This is a genomic window from Rhodococcus sp. KRD162, assembly GCF_017168335.1.
Taxonomy (GTDB): domain Bacteria; phylum Actinomycetota; class Actinomycetes; order Mycobacteriales; family Mycobacteriaceae; genus Rhodococcoides.
Window position 1 is genome coordinate 262,301 of sequence record NZ_JABFAU010000002.1, and the last position, 20,743, is coordinate 283,043.

General features: G+C 65.8%; 19 protein-coding genes and 1 tRNA gene. 14 read left to right on the forward strand and 6 right to left on the reverse strand.

The genetic code is table 11. The features are described 5' to 3' along the window. Positions 1–10 precede the first annotated feature (10 nt). Both J1M87_RS02385 and J1M87_RS02390 read right to left on the reverse strand, forming a co-directional pair. Positions 11–535: a ribonuclease H gene (locus tag J1M87_RS02385; RefSeq protein ID WP_206487363.1), complete on the reverse strand. Its 525-nt coding sequence runs from the start codon at positions 533–535 to the stop codon at positions 11–13. Positions 536–722: 187 nt separating this feature from the next. After that, positions 723–1,946, reverse strand: a complete 1,224-nt coding sequence (locus tag J1M87_RS02390) for an MFS transporter (RefSeq protein WP_307830712.1) — start codon at positions 1,944–1,946, stop codon at positions 723–725. 256 nt (positions 1,947–2,202) lie between these two features. On the opposite strand from J1M87_RS02390, the gene J1M87_RS02395 reads away from it, so the two are divergent. From J1M87_RS02395 to J1M87_RS02415, 5 genes are all read left to right on the forward strand, one after another. Further along, the gene (locus J1M87_RS02395) at positions 2,203–3,150 is read left to right on the forward strand and encodes a DNA-3-methyladenine glycosylase (protein ID WP_206487367.1); all 948 of its coding nucleotides are present in this window, start codon (positions 2,203–2,205) and stop codon (positions 3,148–3,150) included. A gap of 51 nt (positions 3,151–3,201) precedes the next feature. Beyond that, positions 3,202–4,146, forward strand: coding sequence for an aldo/keto reductase (locus J1M87_RS02400; RefSeq protein WP_206487369.1), 945 nt, complete (start codon positions 3,202–3,204; stop codon positions 4,144–4,146). Between the two features lie 123 nt (positions 4,147–4,269). Next, positions 4,270–5,481, forward strand: a complete 1,212-nt coding sequence (locus J1M87_RS02405; RefSeq protein WP_206487371.1) for a multidrug effflux MFS transporter — start codon at positions 4,270–4,272, stop codon at positions 5,479–5,481. Positions 5,482–5,531: 50 nt separating this feature from the next. Beyond that, positions 5,532–6,008: a DUF309 domain-containing protein gene (locus J1M87_RS02410; RefSeq protein ID WP_206487373.1), complete on the forward strand. Its 477-nt coding sequence runs from the start codon at positions 5,532–5,534 to the stop codon at positions 6,006–6,008. A gap of 101 nt (positions 6,009–6,109) precedes the next feature. Then, the gene (locus J1M87_RS02415) at positions 6,110–6,808 is read left to right on the forward strand and encodes a hypothetical protein (RefSeq protein WP_206487375.1); all 699 of its coding nucleotides are present in this window, start codon (positions 6,110–6,112) and stop codon (positions 6,806–6,808) included. On the opposite strand, the gene J1M87_RS02420 is transcribed toward J1M87_RS02415, so the two are convergent. After that, positions 6,786–7,550, reverse strand: a complete 765-nt coding sequence (locus J1M87_RS02420) for a deoxyribonuclease IV (protein ID WP_206487378.1) — start codon at positions 7,548–7,550, stop codon at positions 6,786–6,788. The two genes, J1M87_RS02415 and J1M87_RS02420, sit on opposite strands and share 23 nt — an antisense overlap. 74 nt (positions 7,551–7,624) lie before the next feature. Here J1M87_RS02420 and J1M87_RS02425 point away from each other — a divergent pair, with 74 nt between their 5' ends. The 5 genes from J1M87_RS02425 (at position 7,625) to J1M87_RS02445 (ending at position 15,357) form a co-directional block, all read left to right on the forward strand. Further along, on the forward strand, positions 7,625–8,359 hold the full coding sequence (locus tag J1M87_RS02425) for an ABC transporter ATP-binding protein (RefSeq protein WP_206487379.1): 735 nt from the start codon (positions 7,625–7,627) through the stop codon (positions 8,357–8,359). A gap of 65 nt (positions 8,360–8,424) precedes the next feature. Continuing rightward, on the forward strand, positions 8,425–10,947 hold the full coding sequence (locus J1M87_RS02430) for an ABC transporter permease (protein ID WP_206487470.1): 2,523 nt from the start codon (positions 8,425–8,427) through the stop codon (positions 10,945–10,947). A gap of 183 nt (positions 10,948–11,130) precedes the next feature. After that, entirely contained in the window at positions 11,131–13,677 is a 2,547-nt protein-coding gene (locus J1M87_RS02435) for an alpha/beta fold hydrolase (RefSeq protein WP_206487382.1), read from the forward strand. Positions 13,678–13,807: 130 nt separating this feature from the next. Beyond that, positions 13,808–14,722, forward strand: coding sequence for an alpha/beta fold hydrolase (locus tag J1M87_RS02440; RefSeq protein ID WP_206487385.1), 915 nt, complete (start codon positions 13,808–13,810; stop codon positions 14,720–14,722). Further along, positions 14,719–15,357 (forward strand): LON peptidase substrate-binding domain-containing protein, encoded by a 639-nt coding sequence (locus tag J1M87_RS02445; RefSeq protein WP_206487389.1) that lies wholly within the window; start codon positions 14,719–14,721, stop codon positions 15,355–15,357. The genes J1M87_RS02440 and J1M87_RS02445 overlap by 4 nt, the downstream gene beginning before the upstream one ends. A gap of 52 nt (positions 15,358–15,409) precedes the next feature. On the opposite strand, the gene J1M87_RS02450 is transcribed toward J1M87_RS02445, so the two are convergent. Continuing rightward, positions 15,410–15,483, reverse strand: a tRNA-Met gene (locus tag J1M87_RS02450). 73 nt (positions 15,484–15,556) lie between these two features. Here J1M87_RS02450 and J1M87_RS02455 point away from each other — a divergent pair. Continuing rightward, positions 15,557–16,336, forward strand: coding sequence for an enoyl-CoA hydratase/isomerase family protein (locus tag J1M87_RS02455; protein WP_206487391.1), 780 nt, complete (start codon positions 15,557–15,559; stop codon positions 16,334–16,336). Here the strand turns inward: J1M87_RS02455 and J1M87_RS02460 are convergent. Further along, positions 16,319–16,936, reverse strand: coding sequence for a DUF998 domain-containing protein (locus J1M87_RS02460; protein WP_206487393.1), 618 nt, complete (start codon positions 16,934–16,936; stop codon positions 16,319–16,321). The genes J1M87_RS02455 and J1M87_RS02460 overlap by 18 nt on opposite strands. A gap of 68 nt (positions 16,937–17,004) precedes the next feature. Here J1M87_RS02460 and J1M87_RS02465 point away from each other — a divergent pair, with 68 nt between their 5' ends. Together J1M87_RS02465 and J1M87_RS02470 are read left to right on the forward strand one after the other, a co-directional pair. After that, positions 17,005–17,568 (forward strand): TetR/AcrR family transcriptional regulator, encoded by a 564-nt coding sequence (locus J1M87_RS02465; protein ID WP_206487395.1) that lies wholly within the window; start codon positions 17,005–17,007, stop codon positions 17,566–17,568. After that, complete coding sequence (locus J1M87_RS02470) at positions 17,565–18,926, forward strand: AarF/ABC1/UbiB kinase family protein (RefSeq protein ID WP_206487397.1); 1,362 nt, start codon at positions 17,565–17,567, stop codon at positions 18,924–18,926. Before J1M87_RS02465 ends, J1M87_RS02470 begins: the two co-directional genes overlap by 4 nt. A 21-nt stretch (positions 18,927–18,947) precedes the next feature. Here the strand turns inward: J1M87_RS02470 and J1M87_RS02475 are convergent, their stop codons facing one another. Next, a complete protein-coding gene (locus tag J1M87_RS02475; RefSeq protein ID WP_206487399.1) occupies positions 18,948–19,925 on the reverse strand; it encodes an NADPH:quinone oxidoreductase family protein in 978 nt (325 codons plus the stop codon). Positions 19,926–20,098: 173 nt separating this feature from the next. Between J1M87_RS02475 and J1M87_RS02480 the strand changes: the two genes are divergently transcribed. After that, positions 20,099–20,743, forward strand: a 645-nt coding sequence (locus tag J1M87_RS02480; protein WP_206487401.1) for a dienelactone hydrolase family protein, incomplete at its 3' end; no start/stop codon positions are given.

Sequence of the window (20,743 nt, forward strand, 5' to 3'; positions counted from 1 at the left end):
GGCCCGCCCCTCAGAACAGTGTCGCGATCTCCGGCTCCGAGGACTGCGGTACTTCACGCGCGGCGCGTTCAGCCACCGCGGGCTTGGATCCGGCGTTCGCCCCCGCCGCGGCGACGGCCCGGGCTGCTTCGCCTGCCAGGGCGTCGGCCGCTTCATTGAAGTGGTTGCCCACGTGGCCGCGGACCCAGCGGAATCGGACCGGCCCTTCACGTTCGGTGATGGCTCGCTCGATGCTCTGCACCAACTCCAGATTGCGTACCGGGGTGCCGCTCGCCGTTTTCCATCCCTTGCGTTTCCAGCCCGCGAGCCACTCGGACGCGCACTTGATGGCGTACTGCGAGTCCGACTCGATCAACAGCGGCTCGGGACCCGGGTGAGCAAGGACAGCCTCGAGCAGAGCACGGAGTTCGGCTATCTGGTTGGTGCCCGAGGGCTCGCCGCCGGATTTGCTCGGACCCGTGTGGTTGACCCACGCCCACCCGATTGCTCCGCCGGGGTTGCGCAGACACGAGCCGTCCGTACTCACGATGATCACGGACAGGACCCTACTTCGGGCCACCGACAAACCCCGGCTGACTCGCCCCGACGACCGTCGGAGACTTCGTGACGGCTATGCACCCATGCCCGTCGGGAAAGAGAAGTCCTCGGTTACCTCGTACTCGGCAAGCGCAACAGCGATATCGCGGCGGAACGAAGGCCGGAATCCGAGCATCGCGACTCGGTCAGGACGCAGTGGCCCGAGAGTTGCGCACATCGATGGTCAACAGCACGAACGCAACCGCCGCGAGCACCGCTGTCACTGCGGCGAACACCACTCCCGCCGCCACCAGACCCCACGCGGTCGCCACTGCCCCTGCCCCGATCACCGGTAGCGAGAGCGCGATGTACAGCACCACGAAGAAGGTCGAGGTCACCTCCGCCCGACGGTGCGGCGGCAGTTCGGCACCGATCGCGGCCATGCCGTTACTGAATGTCACGCCCTGTCCGACGCCGCAGACCAGCGCCGCCGCCACCAGAACCGCCAGTGATGTCAGCAACAGTGATCCGGCCAGAAGCATCAGACCGAGCAGCAGTATCGCGCATCCCCACCGCTGCGCCGACGCAGGATCGGCGGCGCGCAGCGATATCTGCGCCGTCGCCGAGGCGGCGAAGACCGCGAACACCACGATCCCCGTGACGGCATGATTGCCGATCCCCAACACACCGCCGACGAAACCCGGTGAGACGGCGGTGAACAAGCCCAGTACCGCGAAGCCGGCGAACCCTCCGATCGAGGCACGCACGAAGTTGCCGCGCACATTCGGTGGAACGGACAATCGCTGCAGGTGCGGCCGAGCGCCGGATTGCACCCGCACGGTCTCGGGCGCGAGGAACACCGCGATTGCTGCGACGACGAGCAGAACCATGTCGACGAAAAACGTCAGTCGCAGCGGCTGCGGTAGGTACTCCACGAGTACTCCGGCTACCAACGGACCGAGCCCGAGGCCGCCGATGTTCGCTGCGGTGGCGATCGCGGACGCGCGATCTCGCCATTGTTCGGGTACCAGCTCGATCAGTGTCACCGTCGCGGTACCGACGAAGATTCCGGCGGAGATTCCAGAGAGCACGCGGCCGATCAACAATGCCGTCAACGAGCCGGCGGACACGAACACTACGGCGCTGACCATTGCGAACGCTATGGCCGCCAGCAACATCGGGCGTCGACCCATCGAATCGGACCAACGACCGAATGCCAGCAACGCCCCGATCACACCGGCGGCATATGCCGCGAACACGAGGGTGACGACGAAGACGGAGAAGTGGAATTCGACCTCGTAGAGTGCGTAGAGCGGGGTCGGCATCGTCGTGCCCATCATCGCGACGACAAACGCGAATGCGATACCGACGAATGCAGTCGCACTCGACGCCGTTGCGCGGGGCGAGGACCCCTCGGTCGATCGGGTCACGACGACTCCTGTCCCACGCGGGCGGCGGCGTTCGCCGCCGACGAGGAGATCGGAGCAACGACGGTGCGCTCGAACACTCTCGCCGATCTGCGAGCAATCACACCGCATCGTAGCGAAGCAGGTGGACGGTCGATCAGAAGCAGGGTCGGTGCAGCCGACGGACACGTGCGGCCCGGTCTGCAAGGGTGTTGACTATGGCCCTGGCAGGGACTCTCGAACCCATCGGCCACGACTGCAACGGAGGTGACCCGACCACATGCCCGAGAACACCTCGTCCCTTGGTACCGATCCGGACGGCCTCACCCGCCTGATCACCTTCGAACAGCGAATCGACGTCCGGATGTCCCTGTCGCCACTGCGCCGGGGCCGCGGCGACCCCACCTACGAGTCGACACCGGACGGTGCCGTCTGGCGCACGTCGAGGATGAGTTCGGGTCCGGTGACGTACCGCTTGCTGCAGTCCTCGCCCACCAGCGTGCAGGCCCGAGCGTGGGGGCCAGGCGCACCGGAATTGCTGGACGCGGCACCGGCGCTGCTGGGCCGCGACGACGACGCGGCCACCTTCGAGCCGGAGCATCCGATTCTGCGAGAAGCACACCGGCAGTTGCCGCACCTGCGCCTCGGCCGCACCGGACTGGTCCTCGAGGCTCTGATTCCGGCGATCATCGAGCAACGCGTACACGGCCTTTCGGCGTTCGGCTCGTGGCGGTATCTGGTGAGCAAGTTCGGCGAGACGGCACCGGGGCCGACCCCGAAGCCGATGTTCGTCTTCCCCACGCCCGACGTGTGGCGGCGCATTCCGTCCTGGGACTACCACCGCGCCAACGTCGACCCGGCTCGGTCCAAGACCATCGTCCGCGCCGCGCAGGCGGCCGGGCGCATGGAGGAAGCATCGGAGATGAAGCCCGAGGACGCTGCGCGCAGGCTCCGAGCGATCCCCGGCGTCGGGATCTGGACCGCAGCCGAGACCGCACAACGCGCCCTCGGAGATCCCGATGCACTCTCGGTGGGCGACTATCACCTCGCGGCGGTGGTGGGCTGGTCACTGTTGGGCAGGCCCATCGACGACGCAGAAATGGTCGAGTATCTGCAGCCGCTGGCCCCGCATCGGCATCGCGCGATTCGCCTGCTGTACCTCAGCGGGAAGGCCACCAAGCCGAAGTTCGGCCCGCGTACCGCTCTGGTGGATCACACGTGGCACTGAGCCTGCACTCCCTCGTACAGTCGAGTTGTTCGCCGACGTAAGGAGTACTTCGTGGTTGCCATCGGACATTCCGATCTTGATATCTTTCCGCTCACCCTCGGCGGGAACACCTTCGGCTGGACGAGCGACGAGGCCGAATCCTTCGAGATACTCGACGCCTTCACCGCAGGCGGCGGCAACTTCGTCGACACCGCAGATTCCTACTCCGCGTTCGCCGACGGCAACTCCGGCGGCGAATCCGAAACCATCATCGGCAACTGGACCAGAGCGCGCCGCAACCGCGACGAGGTCGTCATCGCCACCAAGGTCAGCCGACATCCCGAGTTCCGCGGACTCGCCCCGGACAACATCCGTGCCGCGGCAGACGCGTCGCTGGCGCGGCTACAGACCGATCACATCGACGTCTACTACGCGCACTACGACGACGACGAGACCCCGCTGGTCGAGTCCCTCGCCGCGTTCGACGAACTGATCGAGGCCGGCAAGATCCGCTACGTCGCCATCTCGAACTACTCTCCCGCGCGTGTGCGAGAGTGGCTCGAGCTGGCGAAAGAGCACGGCTTCGCGCGTACGGTCGCGCTGCAACCGCACTACAACCTGGTCGCGCGTCACGACTACGAGGGTGTGTTGCAGACCCTCGCCGTCGAGAACGAGTTGGCGGTGTTCCCGTACTTCGCTCTCGCGGCCGGGTTCCTGACGGGTAAGTACCGCACCCGAGAAGACCTCGCAGGAAAGCAGCGTGAACGACTGACCAGCGGCTACTTCTCCGATGCCGGTCTCGATGTGGTGCAGGGTCTGCGGGAGATCGCCGAGTCTCGCTCGGCCGAGATATCGACCGTCGCCCTCGCCTGGCTGCTGGCGCGCCCGGGCATCACCGCGCCGATCGCCAGCGCCAGCAGGATTTCTCAGTTGCCTGCCCTGCTCGATGCGCCGGCCCTGGCTCTGACCAGCCAGGAGGTCGAGAAGCTGACGGTCCTGTCCGACGCGGTGGCATAGAACACGAAAGTTGTAGTCAGCAACGGGAACAGAACCGGCCGCCCGATTGCTGAACTTCTGGTGGCCCCAGCACCGAATACATCAGCACCTGAGAACTCGGCACCAGACACGTCCGTGACGGGCATGTCCGCTCCCGCTACCGAACCGACATCTCGAGAACGACTGCGAGTAATCCTCGTCCTCGGCGCACTCATCGCCCTCGGCCCTTTGACCATCGACATGTACCTGCCGTCGCTGCCTGCCATCGCCGAGGATCTGAACACCCCGTCCTCGGCCGTGCAGCTCACCCTCGCAGGCACGTTGATCGGTCTCGCCCTCGGGCAGCTGGTCATCGGGCCGCTGTCGGACATCGTCGGTCGACGCCTGCCGCTCATCGTCGGCACCGGCGTGCACATCCTCGCCTCCGTTCTCTGCATCGTGGCTCCCAACATCGCCGTTCTCGGTGGCTTGCGCGTCGTACAGGGGCTCGGTGCTGCGGCCGCAGCGGTTGTCGCGATGGCCATCGTGCGGGATCTGTTCACCGGTCGGGCCGCCGCGACCGTGCTCTCTCGCCTGATGCTCGTCATGGGAGTCGCCCCGGTGCTGGCACCCTCGCTCGGCGGGGCCGTGTTGTTGGTCGGATCGTGGCGCCTCGTCTTCGCCGCGCTGGCCGTCATCGGTGTCGCACTGATGACCTTGGCGATCGTGTCCCTGCGCGAAACCCTGCCGCCCGAGCGCCGCCGCGCCAGCGGCGTCATGCCGGTGCTGCGGACCTACCGCTCACTGCTGCGCGACGCCGAGTTCGTCGTACTCGTCCTCGTCGCCGCACTGGCGATGTCGTCGCTGTTCGCCTACATCGCCGGGTCCTCGTTCGTCCTGCAGGAGGAGTTCGGCCTCGACGAGCAGCAGTTCGCCATCGTCTTCGCCGCCGGTGCGATCTCCCTCATCGGGGCCTCCCAGGTCAACGTCCTTCTGCTCGGACGCTTCGCCCCGGTGCAGATCGTGTTGTCCGCACTGTCCTTCGCGGTGGTCGCCGGTGCTGTCATGGCTGTGCTCGCGGTCGCGGGGATCGGCGGCATGGCCGGATTCGTCATTCCGCTGTGGTTCGTACTCGGTGCCGTCGGTTTCGTGATGCCCAACGCGCCTGCGCTCGCGCTGTCTCGGCACGGCGAGGCGGCAGGTGGTGCAGCCGCATTGCTCGGGGCTGCTCAGTTCGGTCTCGGTGCGATCGTCGCACCGATCGTCGGTGCACTCGGCAACGACGCGATCGCTGTGTCCACGACGATGGTCGCGACCTCGGCTGCGGCGCTCGCTGCCCTCGGGTTCGTCACCGTGCGCTCGTCGTCACGACGGTGAACCGGAGGTAGCACCACCACGGGAGGTGCTCGCCCACTAGGGTGTCCGCCATGGCCGAACGCGAGCGCGATGCGCGCGGTAAACCGCTCAATGCACGGCCTCGCGACGGTCTCGGGCGCCCCCTCGCCCGCGGCGGATCGGGAACACCTCGGGTACCCGAGGATCTTCGGCTACCGCCCGGAGCTGCCATGGTCGAGGCTCAGCGCTTTCTCGATGCGAACATGCCGTTCCACGCGCACGAGGTGCTCGAAGCGACGTGGAAGAGCTGCCCCGACGCCGAGCGTGAGTTGTGGCAGGGCCTTGCCCAACTCGCCGTGGGATTGACCCATTTGCTTCGAGGCAACCGCGTCGGTGCCGGTTCGTTGCTCCGGCAGGGGCACGACCGCCTCGTCGGCTTCGCATCGAACCCTCCGCACCGTCTCGACGTCGCCGGTCTGCTGACCTGGTCAGAGGGCCTGCTCGCCGATCTCGAGACCGGGACGCTGCCGATCGCGCCCGGCATTCCTGTGCTGCGCGCGGCCGACTGACCCGATTCAGTCGGGGTGTTCTGGCAACCGATTCCGACTCGAGCTAGCCTGTCTGAATTAGGTAAGGCTAGGACAATTCGTATCGGAAGGGGTTCCTCGGCGTGACCGTGTGTGCACCGCTCAAACTCGGGCAGCGCGAGACGATCAGCCCGGCCGAGCTCGGCCGCACCCTCTGCACAGAGGTTGCCGAACAGGTTCCGTACTGGGTTGCGGTGCTGACGCCCGCGGAAAGGCCACTGCTCGGTCGCCACGCTGCGCTACCCGAGTGGAACTCGACGACTCTCGCATTACCCCACGGTCCGCGCCGAGTCCTGCTGCTGGCGGCCCTGGGATCGGCAGTGTGCACGTGGCAGCGGAACAGTCACCGCGGCTCCTCGGCAGGCGTGCTCGTCGATCTCGATCTCGACGGCACGGGTGCCGTTCACCCGATCCGCCTCCCCGCCGTCGGTACCGACGCTCTCGCGATGTCTTCTCACCCCCAGCGCCTCGTCGACGAGGTCGCACGGCGATTGGACTCGGTACCGAACGCCGGACGTGACTATGCGCTGGCCCGCAACTATCCGATGCTGGCCGCGCGCGGCGGCGCGCAGATCCTCGTGCGAGACGGCGCGCCTCGCGAGCCCAGCGGCGAACACACCATCGAGATCGACCTCGTCGCGACGGACGCAGGTACCGCTGCGGCGCGGGTGAGCTGGGCCGGCGGCCTGCAGGGAGTCGACGAACTGCTCAGGCTGTGGTCGACAGCCATACACCACCTGGCGGCCACGCCGGCCGACGTCAGAGGCTCTTCAGCAGCCTGACGTCGTCTTCGATCCCTTCGGCAGGCGTCTCGAGAATCACCGGAGCGTCGGCCGCCATCGCGACGGCAGTCAGGATCTCGGCATCGATGGTTCCGGTGCCCAGGTTCGCATGCCGGTCCCTGGCCGAGTCGAAGTCGTCGCGCGAGTTGTTCAAGTGCACCAGATCGATCCGTCCCGTGATGGCCATGATGCGGTCGACCGCGTCCACCAGGTCCTCGCCCCCGGCCCAGGCATGGCAGGTGTCCAAGCAGAAACCGGCACCGAATTCGCCGATCGCATCCCAGAGTCGGGCGATATCGTCGAAGTGCCGCGCCATGGCAGAGTCCCCTCCCGCGGTGTTCTCGACGAAGATCGGCACCGCGAAGCCGCCCTGCTCGGCCTGCCGCTCGAAGAGCTTGCGCCAGTTGTCGATTCCCTTGGCGGTGTCCTCGCCCTCGCGTACATGACCGCCGTGGACGACCAGACCGATGGCCCCGATATCGGCCGCGGCAGCAGCCTGCTCGACGACGGCCTTGCGGGACGGAATGCGAATTCGATTGTTCAAGCTCGCGACATTGAGGACGTACGACGAGTGCACCACCACATCGACGTCGCCGGTCCTGAGCGCCTCGCCTTGCGGGTGCGGGGCGAGCTTGTTCCACTTCTGCGGATCGGTGAGAAACATCTGGACGAGGTCCACTCCGAGCGCCTCGGCCGTACCGAGAGGGTCGCTGCTGTCGCGGACGTGTGCTCCGATGCGCATGACGCCCATCATAGGGGCGTGTTCAGGGTCTCCCCTGATAGCGACCGACACAGAACACTGAAACACTGGACCCTATGAGCGACATTGCCGCACGCGCGGTCGACGTATCGAAGGTCTACGGCTCCGGGGACACCCAGGTACACGCATTGTCCGGGGTGAGCGTCGAGTTCGCGCGCGGAGAATTCACCGCCATCATGGGCCCGTCGGGTTCGGGAAAGTCCACACTGATGCACTGTCTGGCCGGCCTGGACACCGCGACCTCGGGGACGGTGACGATCGGCGACACCGAACTGACCGCGTTGTCCGACAAGGAGATGACCGGATTACGCAGAGATCGAATCGGATTCGTGTTCCAGGCATTCAATCTGGTGCCCACCCTCACCGCGCTCGAGAACATCACACTCCCTCTCGATATCGCCGGCCGCACCCCCGATCAAGGATGGCTGGACACCGTTGTCGACCGCCTCGGCCTGCGCGATCGCCTCGATCACCGCCCCAGCGAACTGTCGGGTGGGCAGCAGCAGCGAGTGGCGTGCGCCCGCGCGCTGGCCGGTCGACCCGACATCGTCTTCGGCGATGAGCCCACCGGTAACCTCGATTCTCGCTCCTCAGGCGAGGTGCTCTCGATTCTGCGCACTGCCGCAGACGAATTCGAGCAGACCGTCGTCATCGTCACACACGATCCGCGCGCGGCCAGCTATGCCGACCGGGTGGTGTTCCTCGCCGACGGTTCCGTGATCGACCAGCTGAACTCGCCCACCGCCGACGCCGTGCTCGAGCGGATGAAGAAGCTCGAGACGGTCCGATAATGGCGCACTCCGTTTCCAGGAAATCTGCCTCCAAGAAGGTTCCGAGCACGACCTCGGGCAATCCCATGCGCAAGGTGTCGCTGAGAAATCTTGCTGCGCACAAGGTTCGACTGGCACTGACCGTGCTCTCCGTCGTCCTGGGCACTGCGTTCGTCACCGGTTCGTTCGTCTTCACCGACACCCTTCAGCGCACGTTCTCGTCACTGTTCGCCGATACCGCCCAAGGCGCAGACGTTCGAGTCAGCCCCGAGGACCCGCGTTCGAGTGGCGTCCCCGACGAGGACATCGCCGTGATCGCGGCCCTGCCGAACGTGCGCGCGGTGTCGCCGTACGTCGGGGGCCAGCTCGTACTTCTCGGCTCCGACGGTGCCGCTGTTCAGTCCGGTGGCGCACCGACCATCGGCGAGTCGTACCTCCCGGACGACCAACGGCTCGGGGATCCGGAGACCTTCGTCGACGGTTCGGCTCCCACTGCACCCGGGCAGGTGGCGATCAATTCCGGCGGGGCCGACCGAGCCGGCCTGAAGGTGGGTGACGCCGCCCGGGTGCTGGTGCCATCCAAGGGCATCATCGATATCACGATTGCCGGAATCTATTCCACGGCAACCGAAACCGGCGGCTTCATCGGGGTCCAGTTCGTACAGAGCCAGGCGAACGAATTGTTCACCGACGGTAGCCATGTGCAGTACATCGACGTCGCAGGCGACAACCTTTCCGCTCAGGGTCTGACCCAGAGTGATCTGCGGGACGAGATCGCCGCGGCACTACCGAACCTGAAAGTCCAGACGGCCGCGGACGTGCAGGCCGAGACTCAGGCGCAGGTCCAGACAGCGCTCTCGTTCATCAACTATTTCCTGCTGGCATTCGGCGGCATCGCACTGCTGGTCGGCACGTTCATCATCTACAACACGTTCTCGATGATCGTCGCCCAGCGAGTACGCGAGCTCGCGTTGCTGCGCGCCATCGGGGCCAGCCGTGGCCAGGTCAGCCGATCGGTGGTCCTCGAAGCTCTCGTCGTCGGCGTCATCGGAAGCATGTTCGGCTTCGTGGGCGGAGTGGGTCTCGCCTACGGTCTGCGCGCACTGCTCAACGCCTTCGATCTGGGTCTGCCGTCGGGATCATTGGTACTCGAGCCCCGCACCGTCGTCGTCGCGTTCGCGGTCGGCGTCATCGTCACCGTCCTGAGCGCGTACGCACCCGCACGGCGGGCAGCCAAGATTCCGCCGGTCGCGGCAATGCGCGAAGAGTTCGCCTCCGCGGGCGACAGCTTGCGCACCCGCACGTTCGTGGGGATCGGACTGGGAGTCGCAGGCGCGGTCGCACTGGTGATCGGTGCGCAGTCCACGGGCGGAGTGGCAGCGGCAACCGTCGGCGCAGGCGCGGTTGCCCTCATCGTCGCGACTGCACTGGCCGCACCATCGCTGTCACGGCCCATCGTCGGGGCGCTCGGTGCCGTCATCACCGGCCCATTCGGAGCGATCGGACGACTCGCCAGAACCAACTCGGTTCGTAACCCACGTCGCACCGCGGCCACCGCGTTCGCTCTGATGCTCGGCCTCATGCTCGTCACCGTGATCGGCGTGCTCGGATCCACCGCGAAAGCCAGTGTCGATTCGCTCGTCGACACCGGCGTCAAGGCGGACTACATCCTCTCGGGACCGCAGTCGATCGGTGTTCCGACCGGTGCCACCGCAGCCGCCCAACAGGTACCGGGTGTGGAACGCACAGCCGTCCTTCACCCGGTGTTCGTCTCGATCGCAGGCCAGGAAGAATTCGGAGCCGCCATCGACGGCTCCCCCGACGGTCTACTCGATCTGTCGATGGTCCAGGGCAGCGCGGACCTCGACAGCAACGGCTTCTCGGTATCGCAGTCCGAGGCCGCCGACCGCGGATGGACCATCGGAACCCAGGTCACCTTGGACACGGTGGACGGAGCCTCGGTTCCGGTCACCGTCACCGGCATCTTCACCGACAATCCGCTGATCGGAAGTTGGATCGTGTCGGGTGACATCTACCAGAAGGTCACGCCGTCCATCACCCGATCCGACCTCCTGGTTCTGGTCAAGGCTGCGCCTGGAACAGACCTGAGTACGCTCCGCACCGACCTCGAGGCCGCGACCAAGCCGTTCGTCGTCGTCCAGGTTCAGGACGTCGACGAGTTCAAAGGCAGCCAGGGGCAGCAGATCGACACCCTGCTCGCCGTTCTGTACGGATTGTTGGCGCTGGCTGTCGTCATCGCCGTGCTCGGCATCGTCAACACCCTTGCCCTGTCCGTCGTGGAGCGTCGCCGGGAGATCGGCATGCTGCGGGCGATAGGGATGCAGCGACCTCAGGTTCGGCGCATCATCTATCTCGAATCACTGCTCATCGCCCTGTTCGGCGCGATTGTCGGCGTGGTCCTCGGTATCGCATTCGGGTGGGGATTCGTGCAGACGCTGCGCGACGAAGGCCTCGGATCGATGTCCGTGCCCTGGGGTCAGGTGGTGTCGATGCTGTTCGGATCCGCCGTGGTCGGAGTGCTGGCCGCACTGTGGCCAGCGGTACGAGCAGCGCGCACCCGGCCGTTGGAGGCCATCGCAGATCTCTGACCTGCCGCTCTGAGCAGACCGGGCATTACGCAACGATGCCGAATTGTTGCGGAATGTCCGGTTTTCGGGTTGCACGAAAAGGTGAACGCCGTCTACATTTGAAGAGTAAAACAGTCTTCAAGTAGGTTTGAGACGACTCAAACCAACTCTGGCAACGCGGGTCGGGCTCGTGCAAGGAGAATCATGTCGATTCAAGACATCGATGAGCCAACCCGTCTGACGCTGGCCCCACTGTGTCGTCCCGAGCGCCGCGACACGCTGATGGATCGTTACCGCGAAGTGGCGCACGCACTCCCGAACGCCGTTGCGCTGTCCTCGGACGACACTTCGCTCACCTTCGACGAGCTCCTCCACCGCGCATACTCGCAGGCGCGAAAGCTCGCCACACTGTTTCCCACCGACTCGCGTCCGCTCGCAGTCGAAACCGACGAAACCGCGAGTTCGATCGTGCTGATGCTGGCGATCGTCGCCGCGGGCCACCCGCTCGTGCCACTCGACCCGATGCTTCCCGCGGAACGCCGCGCCGCGATCATCGACCAGGCAGGCGCAACCCCGATCGACGCCACTACCGTCGCCGCGGCCATGGACTCGTGCGTCCCACTGCCGACCCTGTCGGGTGACCACACTGCAGTGATCAACTACACGTCCGGGTCGACCGGAACCGCTAAGGGCGTGATCATCAGTCATCGCATGTGCCTGACCAAGGCCTACGAGGTTGCGACCGCGTTGTCACTGAGCCCGCTCGACCGCGTCGGGAACTGTCTTCCGGTCAGTTTCGGTGCCGGGTTGAACACGCTGTTCGCCGGGCTGCTCAGCGGGGCCCGCGTCTCCTGCCGCGACCCGCGGTCGGGCATCCCGACCAGCACCATCGAGTGGATCACCGACGGCGACCTGACCACCCTGCACTGTTCGACATCACTGCTGCGGGCACTCGCCGCCGCCGAACCCGTATCCGGGCGCGTGAGCGCACCCAGCCTGCGGATGGTGACCACCTACGGGGAGCCGCTGCATTCCGACGACGTCGAGAACTTTCGCCGGCGAATCGAAACCCCAGCGACACTGGTCAATTGGTATGCGACCACCGAGGCCGGCGGTGTCGCCTACAGCGCCTTCCCGCCCGAGCGAGCACCCGCGTCCGGTTTCCTGCCTGCAGGAAAACCTGTCCCCGGCAAGCTCGTCGAAGTTCTCGCCGCGGACGGCTCGCTGTGCGGGCCCCACGTGATCGGCGAAGTCCAGGTCACCGCGACGTGCCTGGCCGACGGTTACGTCGGCGACGCGGGGCTCGACTCCGAAAGATTCACTGCACTCGGCGACGGCCAGTTCCAGTACCGCACCGGCGATCTCGGACGACTCGACGAACACGGCATACTGCACCTGGCCGGGCGCATCGACGACGCCGTCAAGGTCCGCGGGTATCTGGTCGAACCAGCCGAGATCGAAGCAGCTCTCCGGGCACTACCGGAGATCGGCGACGCTGCAGTGATCAGCAGGCGCGTCGGCACCGACATCGATCTGGTGGCCTACGTGTGCTCGGCCCAGTCCGGCAAGCGTCCCTCCGTGGGCCAGATCAGAACATCGCTGCGCCGGACCCTGCCGGAATGGATGGTGCCCACGCACATCGTCGCGATCGACTCGTTGCCCCGCAACGAACGCGGCAAGCTCGATCGCGGCGCGCTGCCCGAGCCGGCGGACCGACGCGTCGAACGCACCGCGGTCGGCCCCACCGAATACATCGTGGCCGAGGCCGCCAGAGCCGCCATCGGGCTGGATTCCATCGGCCGGGACGAGGATTTCCTTGCGTTGGGCGGCAACTCGTTGACCACCACGGCGATGCTGGCCCGACTACGTGAGGGACTGAAGGTCGACCTCACAGCGGAAGACATGTTCGCGGCGACCACTGTCCGGACTCTCGCCGAGACGGTCGATACTCGACTGCGCGAGGCGGCCACCGCTCGTCGGCGCACAACCGGACAACACGATGTACTGGTGCCTCTGCGCACCGAGGGCAGCAAGGCTCCGATCTTCTTGATCGGCGGAGCTGGTGTGGGCGCGTTGGCATTCCTCAATCTCGTCAAGCACATCGACCAGGACCACCCGGTGTACGCGCTGCAGGCACACGGCAGGGGCAAGCGTGGACTACCGGACCGAACGGTGCGAAAAACTGCGAAGCGATACGTCGACGCGATTCGGACCGTTGCACCCGAAGGGCCGTTCCATCTCGTCGGCCACTCGCTCGGTGGTTGGATCGCCATCGCGATGGCGGAGAGAATCCGCGACTGCGGCCTCGGCTCGCCGCATCTGCTCCTGCTCGACACTCGACTGTTCCGGCACTTGCTGGACAAGTTGCCCGGAGGCACCGAGGTTCCTGCCGCCCCACCGGCACAGACACGTGAAGAGGCGGGTTTCCATCTCGGCCGCATCGGCACCGCTGCCCTGTGGCTTCGGATGCAGTTCGCCGGGTTGCTGCGGTACCCCACGACCATGGAATGGTTGGTCTTCGCAAGCATCGGGTACGTTGCGCTGAACAAGCACGTGCCGACGCCATGGTCAGGCTCCATGACCGTGGTTCGCACAGCAGACAACGTCAGGGACGCTCGGTCGTGGCGGACGGTCGCTCACGGAGAGTTGACTTTCGTGGACATCTCCGGCGATCACGTCGACATGCTGGGCGAACCGATGGCCGAGGAACTGGCCAAGATCATCGACGACACCGTCGACAGCGGGCGCTGAAGCACAGACGGCACCCGCGTGGTCTGTCACAGCGGCGGTACGGCTTGTACGTTCGAACCCGCGGGCAGGCCGAACCACACGACACGCCACCTTGCGACACGCCCGAACCACCCCGACAGGCAGGTCGACAATGAGTTCATCGTACGAATTGCAGTCCGTGGAACTACACAAGGACGTCCTGCGGTACGTCGACATCGGCGACGGTCCGCCCGTGATTCTGGTGCACGGATTGCTCGGATCACACAAATCCTGGGGCGAACAGCTCGAGCGCCTGTCGCACGAGTACCGGGTCATCGCACCCGATCTGTTCGGGCACGGCGATTCCGACAAGCCCTCCGGTGACTACTCGTTGAGCTCGCATTCGGCCACCGTTCGCGATCTGATGGATCACCTGGATATCGACTCGGCCCCGATGGTCGGCCACTCGCTCGGCGGCGGAATCATCATGCAGCTGACATATCTGTTCCCTGAGCGGGTGGATCGCCTCGCGCTGGTCAGCAGCGGCGGTCTGGGGCGGGAAGTGAGCCTGCTCCTCAAAGCTGCAACGCTGCCGGGCAGCGAGCTGGTACTGCCGCTGCTCGCGTCCGATTGGTTCCGCACCAACACCGAGGGCGTCCTGACCCAGCTGGGCAGGTGGGGCGTGCCGGTGAAGCCAGGGCCCAGCATGGCCGAGACCTGGCGCTCGTTCCGGTCGGTCGCAGACCGCTCCACCCGCGACGCGTTCCTGGCGTCGACGCGAGCGGTGGTTGGCCCGCGTGGTCAGACCGTCAGCGCCAAGCAGCACTTCGACAAGTTCGAGTCGATTCCATCGCTGCTCGTCTGGGGCGGTAAGGATCGAATGATTCCGGCCAAGCATGCGGACAACATCCGACGTGAGGTTCCCAACAGTCGCGTCGAGATATTTCCCGATGCCGGTCACTTTCCTCAGCTCGACGAGCCGGATTTCTTCTTCCGCCTGCTGAGCGAGTTCTTGGACGCCAATCGAACCGAGAACAACGCCCCGGCGGAGATCACCCCCGCAGTCATGCCCTCGCAGCGCCCGTGAGCGTCATTCCGATGTTCCCGCTCGGAAGCGTGTTGCTTCCGGGCGAACACCTGCCGCTGCACATCTTCGAGCCGCGGTACCAAGCGCTGGTGCACGAATGCTTGAAGCAGGACGACCCGAGCTTCGGAGTGGTACTCATCGCGCGGGGCCACGAGGCCGGCGGCGGCGACGTTCGTCACGATGTGGCGACGACCGCCCACATCATCGGGCACGAGGCGATCGGCTCGGGACGATATCTACTCGAATGCGTCGGCGGCGAACGGATCAGGATCGACGCCTGGCTGCCGGACGATCCCTACCCCCTGGCCGACGTGCGACCGTGGCACGACGAGGACTCCGAGTCGATGATCGACGATACGGAATTCGACACCACTTGGGCGCGAGTCGAGGACCTGTACGAGCTGATCGGCCAGCTCGAATCCACGGAAACCATTGCCAGCCCGGGCTTTCCGGACTTTCTCGGCCTACCGATCTCGGCCGCCGAGAAGATCTGGTCACTCGCCGCACTGATTCCGATGGGTCAGTCCGATCGACTCGACATCCTGTCTGCGCCGAACGTCCGTGCGCGCAAGACTGCACTCGACGACGCGATCGAAAACGTCACGGCCGTGGTGCAATTCAGACTGCAACCCTGAGGCAGAAACAGGTCAGGCCCGACATCGGTGATGTCGGGCCTGACCTGCGTAGTAGCGGGGACAGGATTTGAACCTGCGACCTCTGGGTTATGAGCCCAGCGAGCTACCGAGCTGCTCCACCCCGCGTCGGGTATCCACCACGCTACATGCCATCCCGGCAGTCTCCCAATCGCCTGGTCAACGCTCTACGGTGTGGTGTATGCCCGCAGAGACCTCCCCCGTCCTGTCCTTTCCGCACGACGCCGTCGCGCAGATCACGCTCCGAAATCCTCCTGTCAATGCACTGACCCGTCCGGCGACGCGGAGATTGCGCGGCATGCTGGAAGAACTGGCCGAGAACACCGCGGTTCGGGCGATCGTTCTCACCGGTGAGCGGGCGTTCAGTGCCGGTTCGGACATCTCCGAAATGCCCAGGATGCAGCGCGAGGGTGATGTGCTCGCAAGCAAGAGCAATCTGGAGAACGCCACCCTCGAATTGCTGGCCGATCTGCCGCTTGCCACGGTCGCCGCGATCGACGGCTTCGCGTTGGGCGGCGGGCTGGAGCTTGCACTGTGCTGCGACTTCGTCGTCGCCGACGCGGGCGCTCGGCTCGGGCTTCCGGAAATCGACCTGGGCCTGATCCCCAGCAGCGGCGGATCCATGCGAGCACTGCGGCGGGTGGGTCAGGCCCGCGCCGCCGAACTCGTACTGCTCGGCGAGCCCATCTCGGCCGAGACTGCACTGGAGTGGGGTCTGATCAACCGGGTGGCACCTCGTGGGGCGTCGTTGTCGGTGGCGCTGGACCTCGCGCAGGTGCTGGCCGGCAAATCCCGCTCGGCAGTGCACGCGAACAAGCTGGCTCTTGCCCTCACCTTCGGTGAGTCGACCCACGAACCCGCGCGGCGGGCGCTACCGGTGTTCGAGGATGCATTCGGCTCACCCGACGGCAGGGAGGGCGTGCGCGCCTTTCTCGCGAAGGAGTCACCGCGCTTTCGATAGGCGGCGCTCGATGAGAATCAGTGCACCGGTGACGATTTCCCAGCCGATGATGGTGTACACCGAGATCCGTTCGAACGTTCCGCCGCCCAGGATGCCGGTGTCGGCGAGAAACAGGGCCAGACCGGCCAGGCCCACAACCCCGGCCGTGGCACTGCCCACCGTGTACCAGCGCGGAGCCCCGGCGCGGCCGCCGTACCGGCCGGCAGCGAGTAGCACCAGATTGCCGCCGATGATGGCCATGCCCGCTCCAGCGGCGTGCGGAGTCGACGCCCCGTCGACCGAGGCGTGCGCGAGACCCACGACGATGCTGCCCACGCCGTGCACCACAGAGGTCACCGACACGACCCACCGCGCCCGGCCCTCGAACAGCATCGACAATCCCAGGCCCGCCAAGACGAACAATGCGCCGTCGACCACGAACCCGGTGTTCATCACCGCGTGCAACCGTGAGATGTCCGGGATGCCGAGGTCACTGATGTTGTTGCGTGCGTAGCTGTACGACCGGCCCGACCACCCCAGCGCGGCGATCGTTTCGGCGGCCAGGTAGGTGACCCCACCGAGGAGAAATCCACCGGCGGCCAGGACAGTAGTTCTCTTCACGACAGCAGTGTGCTCTCTCTCCGCACCCGGATACACCGGGCGTGTACCGATTGGTACAGTACCGCCTCATGAGCGATCGCCACGACGTGGTGCCGATACTCGCAGGAGTGTTCCGCGACCACGGGTTCGACGGTTCGTCCCTCGCCGTCATCAGCAGGCAGACCGGCCTGGGGAAAGGCAGTCTCTACCACTACTTTCCGCGCGGAAAGCAGGAGATGGCCGAGGCCGTCCTCGACGATGTCGAGCAGTGGTTTCAGCACAACGTGTTCGAGCCGCTTCGCCGCGGTACCGATGCCGCATCCACCACACATGAAATGTTCGTACAGACGTCCCGGTACTTCCGCTCCAACCGCTTGGTGTGCGTATTCGGGGCCTTCACGCTGGGACTGGAGCGCGCTGCGTTCTCGGGCCGCGTCGCAGCGCATTTCGCACACTGGATCGAAGCACTCACCCCGGTCCTTCGTCGCCTCGGACACGGCGAGTCCGCCCCCGAACTCGCCGAGGAAATCGTGGCCGGCATTCAGGGTGCGCTGGTCCTCGCACGCGCATCGGGTGACGACAGAAGATTCGAACGTCTGTTGTCGCGGTTGGAAGCCTCGGCCGTACGAGTGCCCGCCGGAGCGCACGCATGACCCCCGACGACGCGACACCGAAACCGGCACCCGAGCTGAAGACCTTCGGAATCCGAGAGCTACTGCGCCTCGTCGTCATCGGGGCGGTGCTGACGCTGTTCCAGTTCATCGCGATCGGACACTGGATACGCGCACCTCGGCGCGGCTGGCCGGTGCACGCCTCGCAGGCCGTGGTCGACGCATTCTTCGTACTCGGTCCCACCTTCGTCAAAGTCGGGCAGCTGATGGGGTCCTCACCGGGGCTGTTTCCCAAGGTTCTCGCCGACACCTGCCTGCGCTGCCTCGACGAGGTTCCGCCCTTCCCCGGGGCGCAGGCACGGGCGGTGATCGAGGCGGACCTGGGCCGCACGATCGACCAACTGTTCTCCTCCTTCGACGACGTTCCGCTGTCGTCCGCGTCGGTCGCTCAGGTGCATCTGTGCGTGCGCCGCGACAACGGACGCGAAGTGGTCATGAAAGTGCAGCGACGCGGCATCTACCACCGCATGAAGATCGACCTGCGCATCGCGTATCTCATCGCCCGTGGACTCGAGAAGTTCATTCCGTTCTTCACCACGGCCAACGCGTCGGCCATCATCGTCGACCTGCACGCCGCCACCTTCGCCGAACTCGACAGCGCCGTGGAAGCGAAGCGGCAGGACAGCTTTCGCGCAGCGATCGGGGCATTCGGGGACAACCGATACGTCACCGCCCCCGAAGTGTTCCTCGACTACTGCGGCGGACGCGTGATCTGTATGGAACGCATGCACGGCTCGCCGCTGGATCGCTGTGAACCCGGACAGGCCAACGATTCCGAGCTCATCGTCCGGCGCGCCGCCAAGGTCTGGATGGAAGCGCTCGTGCTGCACGGCCTGTTCCACGGCGACGTGCACGCAGGCAATGTATGGGTGCTCGACGACGGCCGTGTGGCGTTCCTCGACTTCGGCGTCATGGGAGAGGTGGACGAGCAGTGGCGAGCGCTGCTGCTCGACCTGTTTCACGCCACCGTGATCGACGGCGACTTCAGCAGACTCGCAGGCACGGTCAAACGCCTGGGAATCGTTGCACCACAAATGGGTTCGGATGCAGAGGTCGGTGCCATCCTGCAGTCGGTGTTCGCCCCGATGCTCTCGACGACCCTCGCGCACTTCAGCCTGGCGGACTTCATCCGCGCGCTGGTCAGCATGGGCAAGCAATACAAGACGTCGAGCCCCGAGGAATTGATCCTGGTGGCCAAACAACTCGGCTACTTCGAGAGATACGCCATCGAACTCGCCCCGAACTGGGCTCTGGGCACCGACCCCTTCGTGTTCAAGAATGTCTTTCCCACCGAGATCGCGACCCTGGCCGAGGCGAAAGGCATCGAACTACCCGACTGACGCCACACGGCTCGACGCAGATCACCGAGTGAAGTCGAGAACCACTTTTCCTGCTGCCGTGCGATTTTCCAGTGACGCGATGGCAGCAGCAGCACCTGCAGCCGGGAACACCGACGGCTCGGGAGCGACGAGGGATCCGTCGGCGAGCAGCGGTTCGATCTCGGCCCATTGGGTCGCGAGATAGCCGGGCCGCGTCATCCACCACGCACCCCAGCCGACGCCGACCACATCGACGTTGTTGAGCAACAACCGGTTGACCTTGACCGTGGGTATCTCGCCACCGGTGAAGCCCAACACCAGGATTCGACCCGACGGCGCAAGCGAGCGGATACTGTCGGTGAACCTGTCACCGCCCACCGGATCGACCACGACGTCGACGCCCCGTCCGCCGGTCAGTTCTTTGACCGCGTCCTTCCACCCGTCCAGCAGCACGACATCGGTAGCTCCGGCAGCTCGGGCGATGTCCGCCTTTGCCTCCGAACTGACAACGGCAATCACCCGGGACGCGCCGAGTACCGGAGCCATCCGAAGCGCAGAGGTGCCGATGCCGCCTGCCGCGCCGTGCACCAGCACCGTCTCGCCCGCCGCCAGCCGACCGCGCTCACGAAGCGCGAAATGCACCGTCAGGTCATTGAACAGCAAACCCGCCCCCGCGGTGAGCGACACCGCGTCCGGCAACGCGAACACAGTATTCGGAGCGACCACCGCCACCTCGGCCATACCGTCACTCAATCCCGTCAGCGCCGCGACACGATCGCCCGCCGAGAAACCGGACTGCGCCGGGGCCGAGCGGACGATACCGGCGATCTCGCTGCCCGGAACGAACGGCAACTCCGGCTTGTACTGGTACAGACCCCGGGTGAGCAGTGCATCGGGAAAAGCGACGCCCGCCGCATGGACCTCGATGACCACCGACCCGTCATCGACCGCAGGCTCGGCGATGTCCACCACCGTCACCGACTCCGGGCCGTCGAGACTGGAGATCTGTACCGCGCGCATGAGTGGTCCTCTCGGTCGGGATCGTTCCCTGCCCGCCACCGTACAAAACCGCAGCACTCGAGCCCCTACTGGCCTCACCCAGGGGGCAGGACATCGGGTCGTTCCGCAGGCTCCACTCCTTGCCCACCGGGTCGTTCCGCAGGCTCCACTCCTGCTTGTGCTCCAATCGAAGGATGAACTCCACTCCTCTCACCGTCGTCCAGCCCGACGGACCCGCACGCGGCGGCGTGATAGTCGTTCAGGAGGCCTTCGGCGTCAACGACCACATCATCGACGTCTGCGGTCGTCTCGCGGCGGCCGGTTGGGTTGCTGTCGCACCGCATCTGTTTCATCGGCAGGCCACAACCGTGGTGCCGTATTCGGACATGGATTCGGCCATGTCGGCCATCGGGCAACTGAAAGCGGACGAGGTCGACGCCGATGTGGACGCGGCAGCGAGCACACTCGCCGAACTCGGCTTCGAGCCCACGTCGATCGCCGTGGTCGGCTTCTGCATGGGCGGCAGCGTCGCGTTCCAGACCGCGGTACGACGGCGACTCGGTGCGGCAGCGACGTTCTACGGCGGCGGGATCACGCAGGGCCGCTTCGGTTATCCCGCCATGGCGTCGGTGGGCGAGGCGCTCCAGACACCCTGGCATGGGTTCTACGGAGACCTGGACGAGGGCATTGCGTCCGAGGACGTCGAGACCCTGCGCGAGGTCACCGCCACGGCACCGGTCGCTTCCGAGATCACCCGCTACGCACACGGCAAACACGGATTCCACTGCGACGCGCGGCCTGCCGTGTTCGACGCCGAGGCCGCTGCCGACGCCTGGACC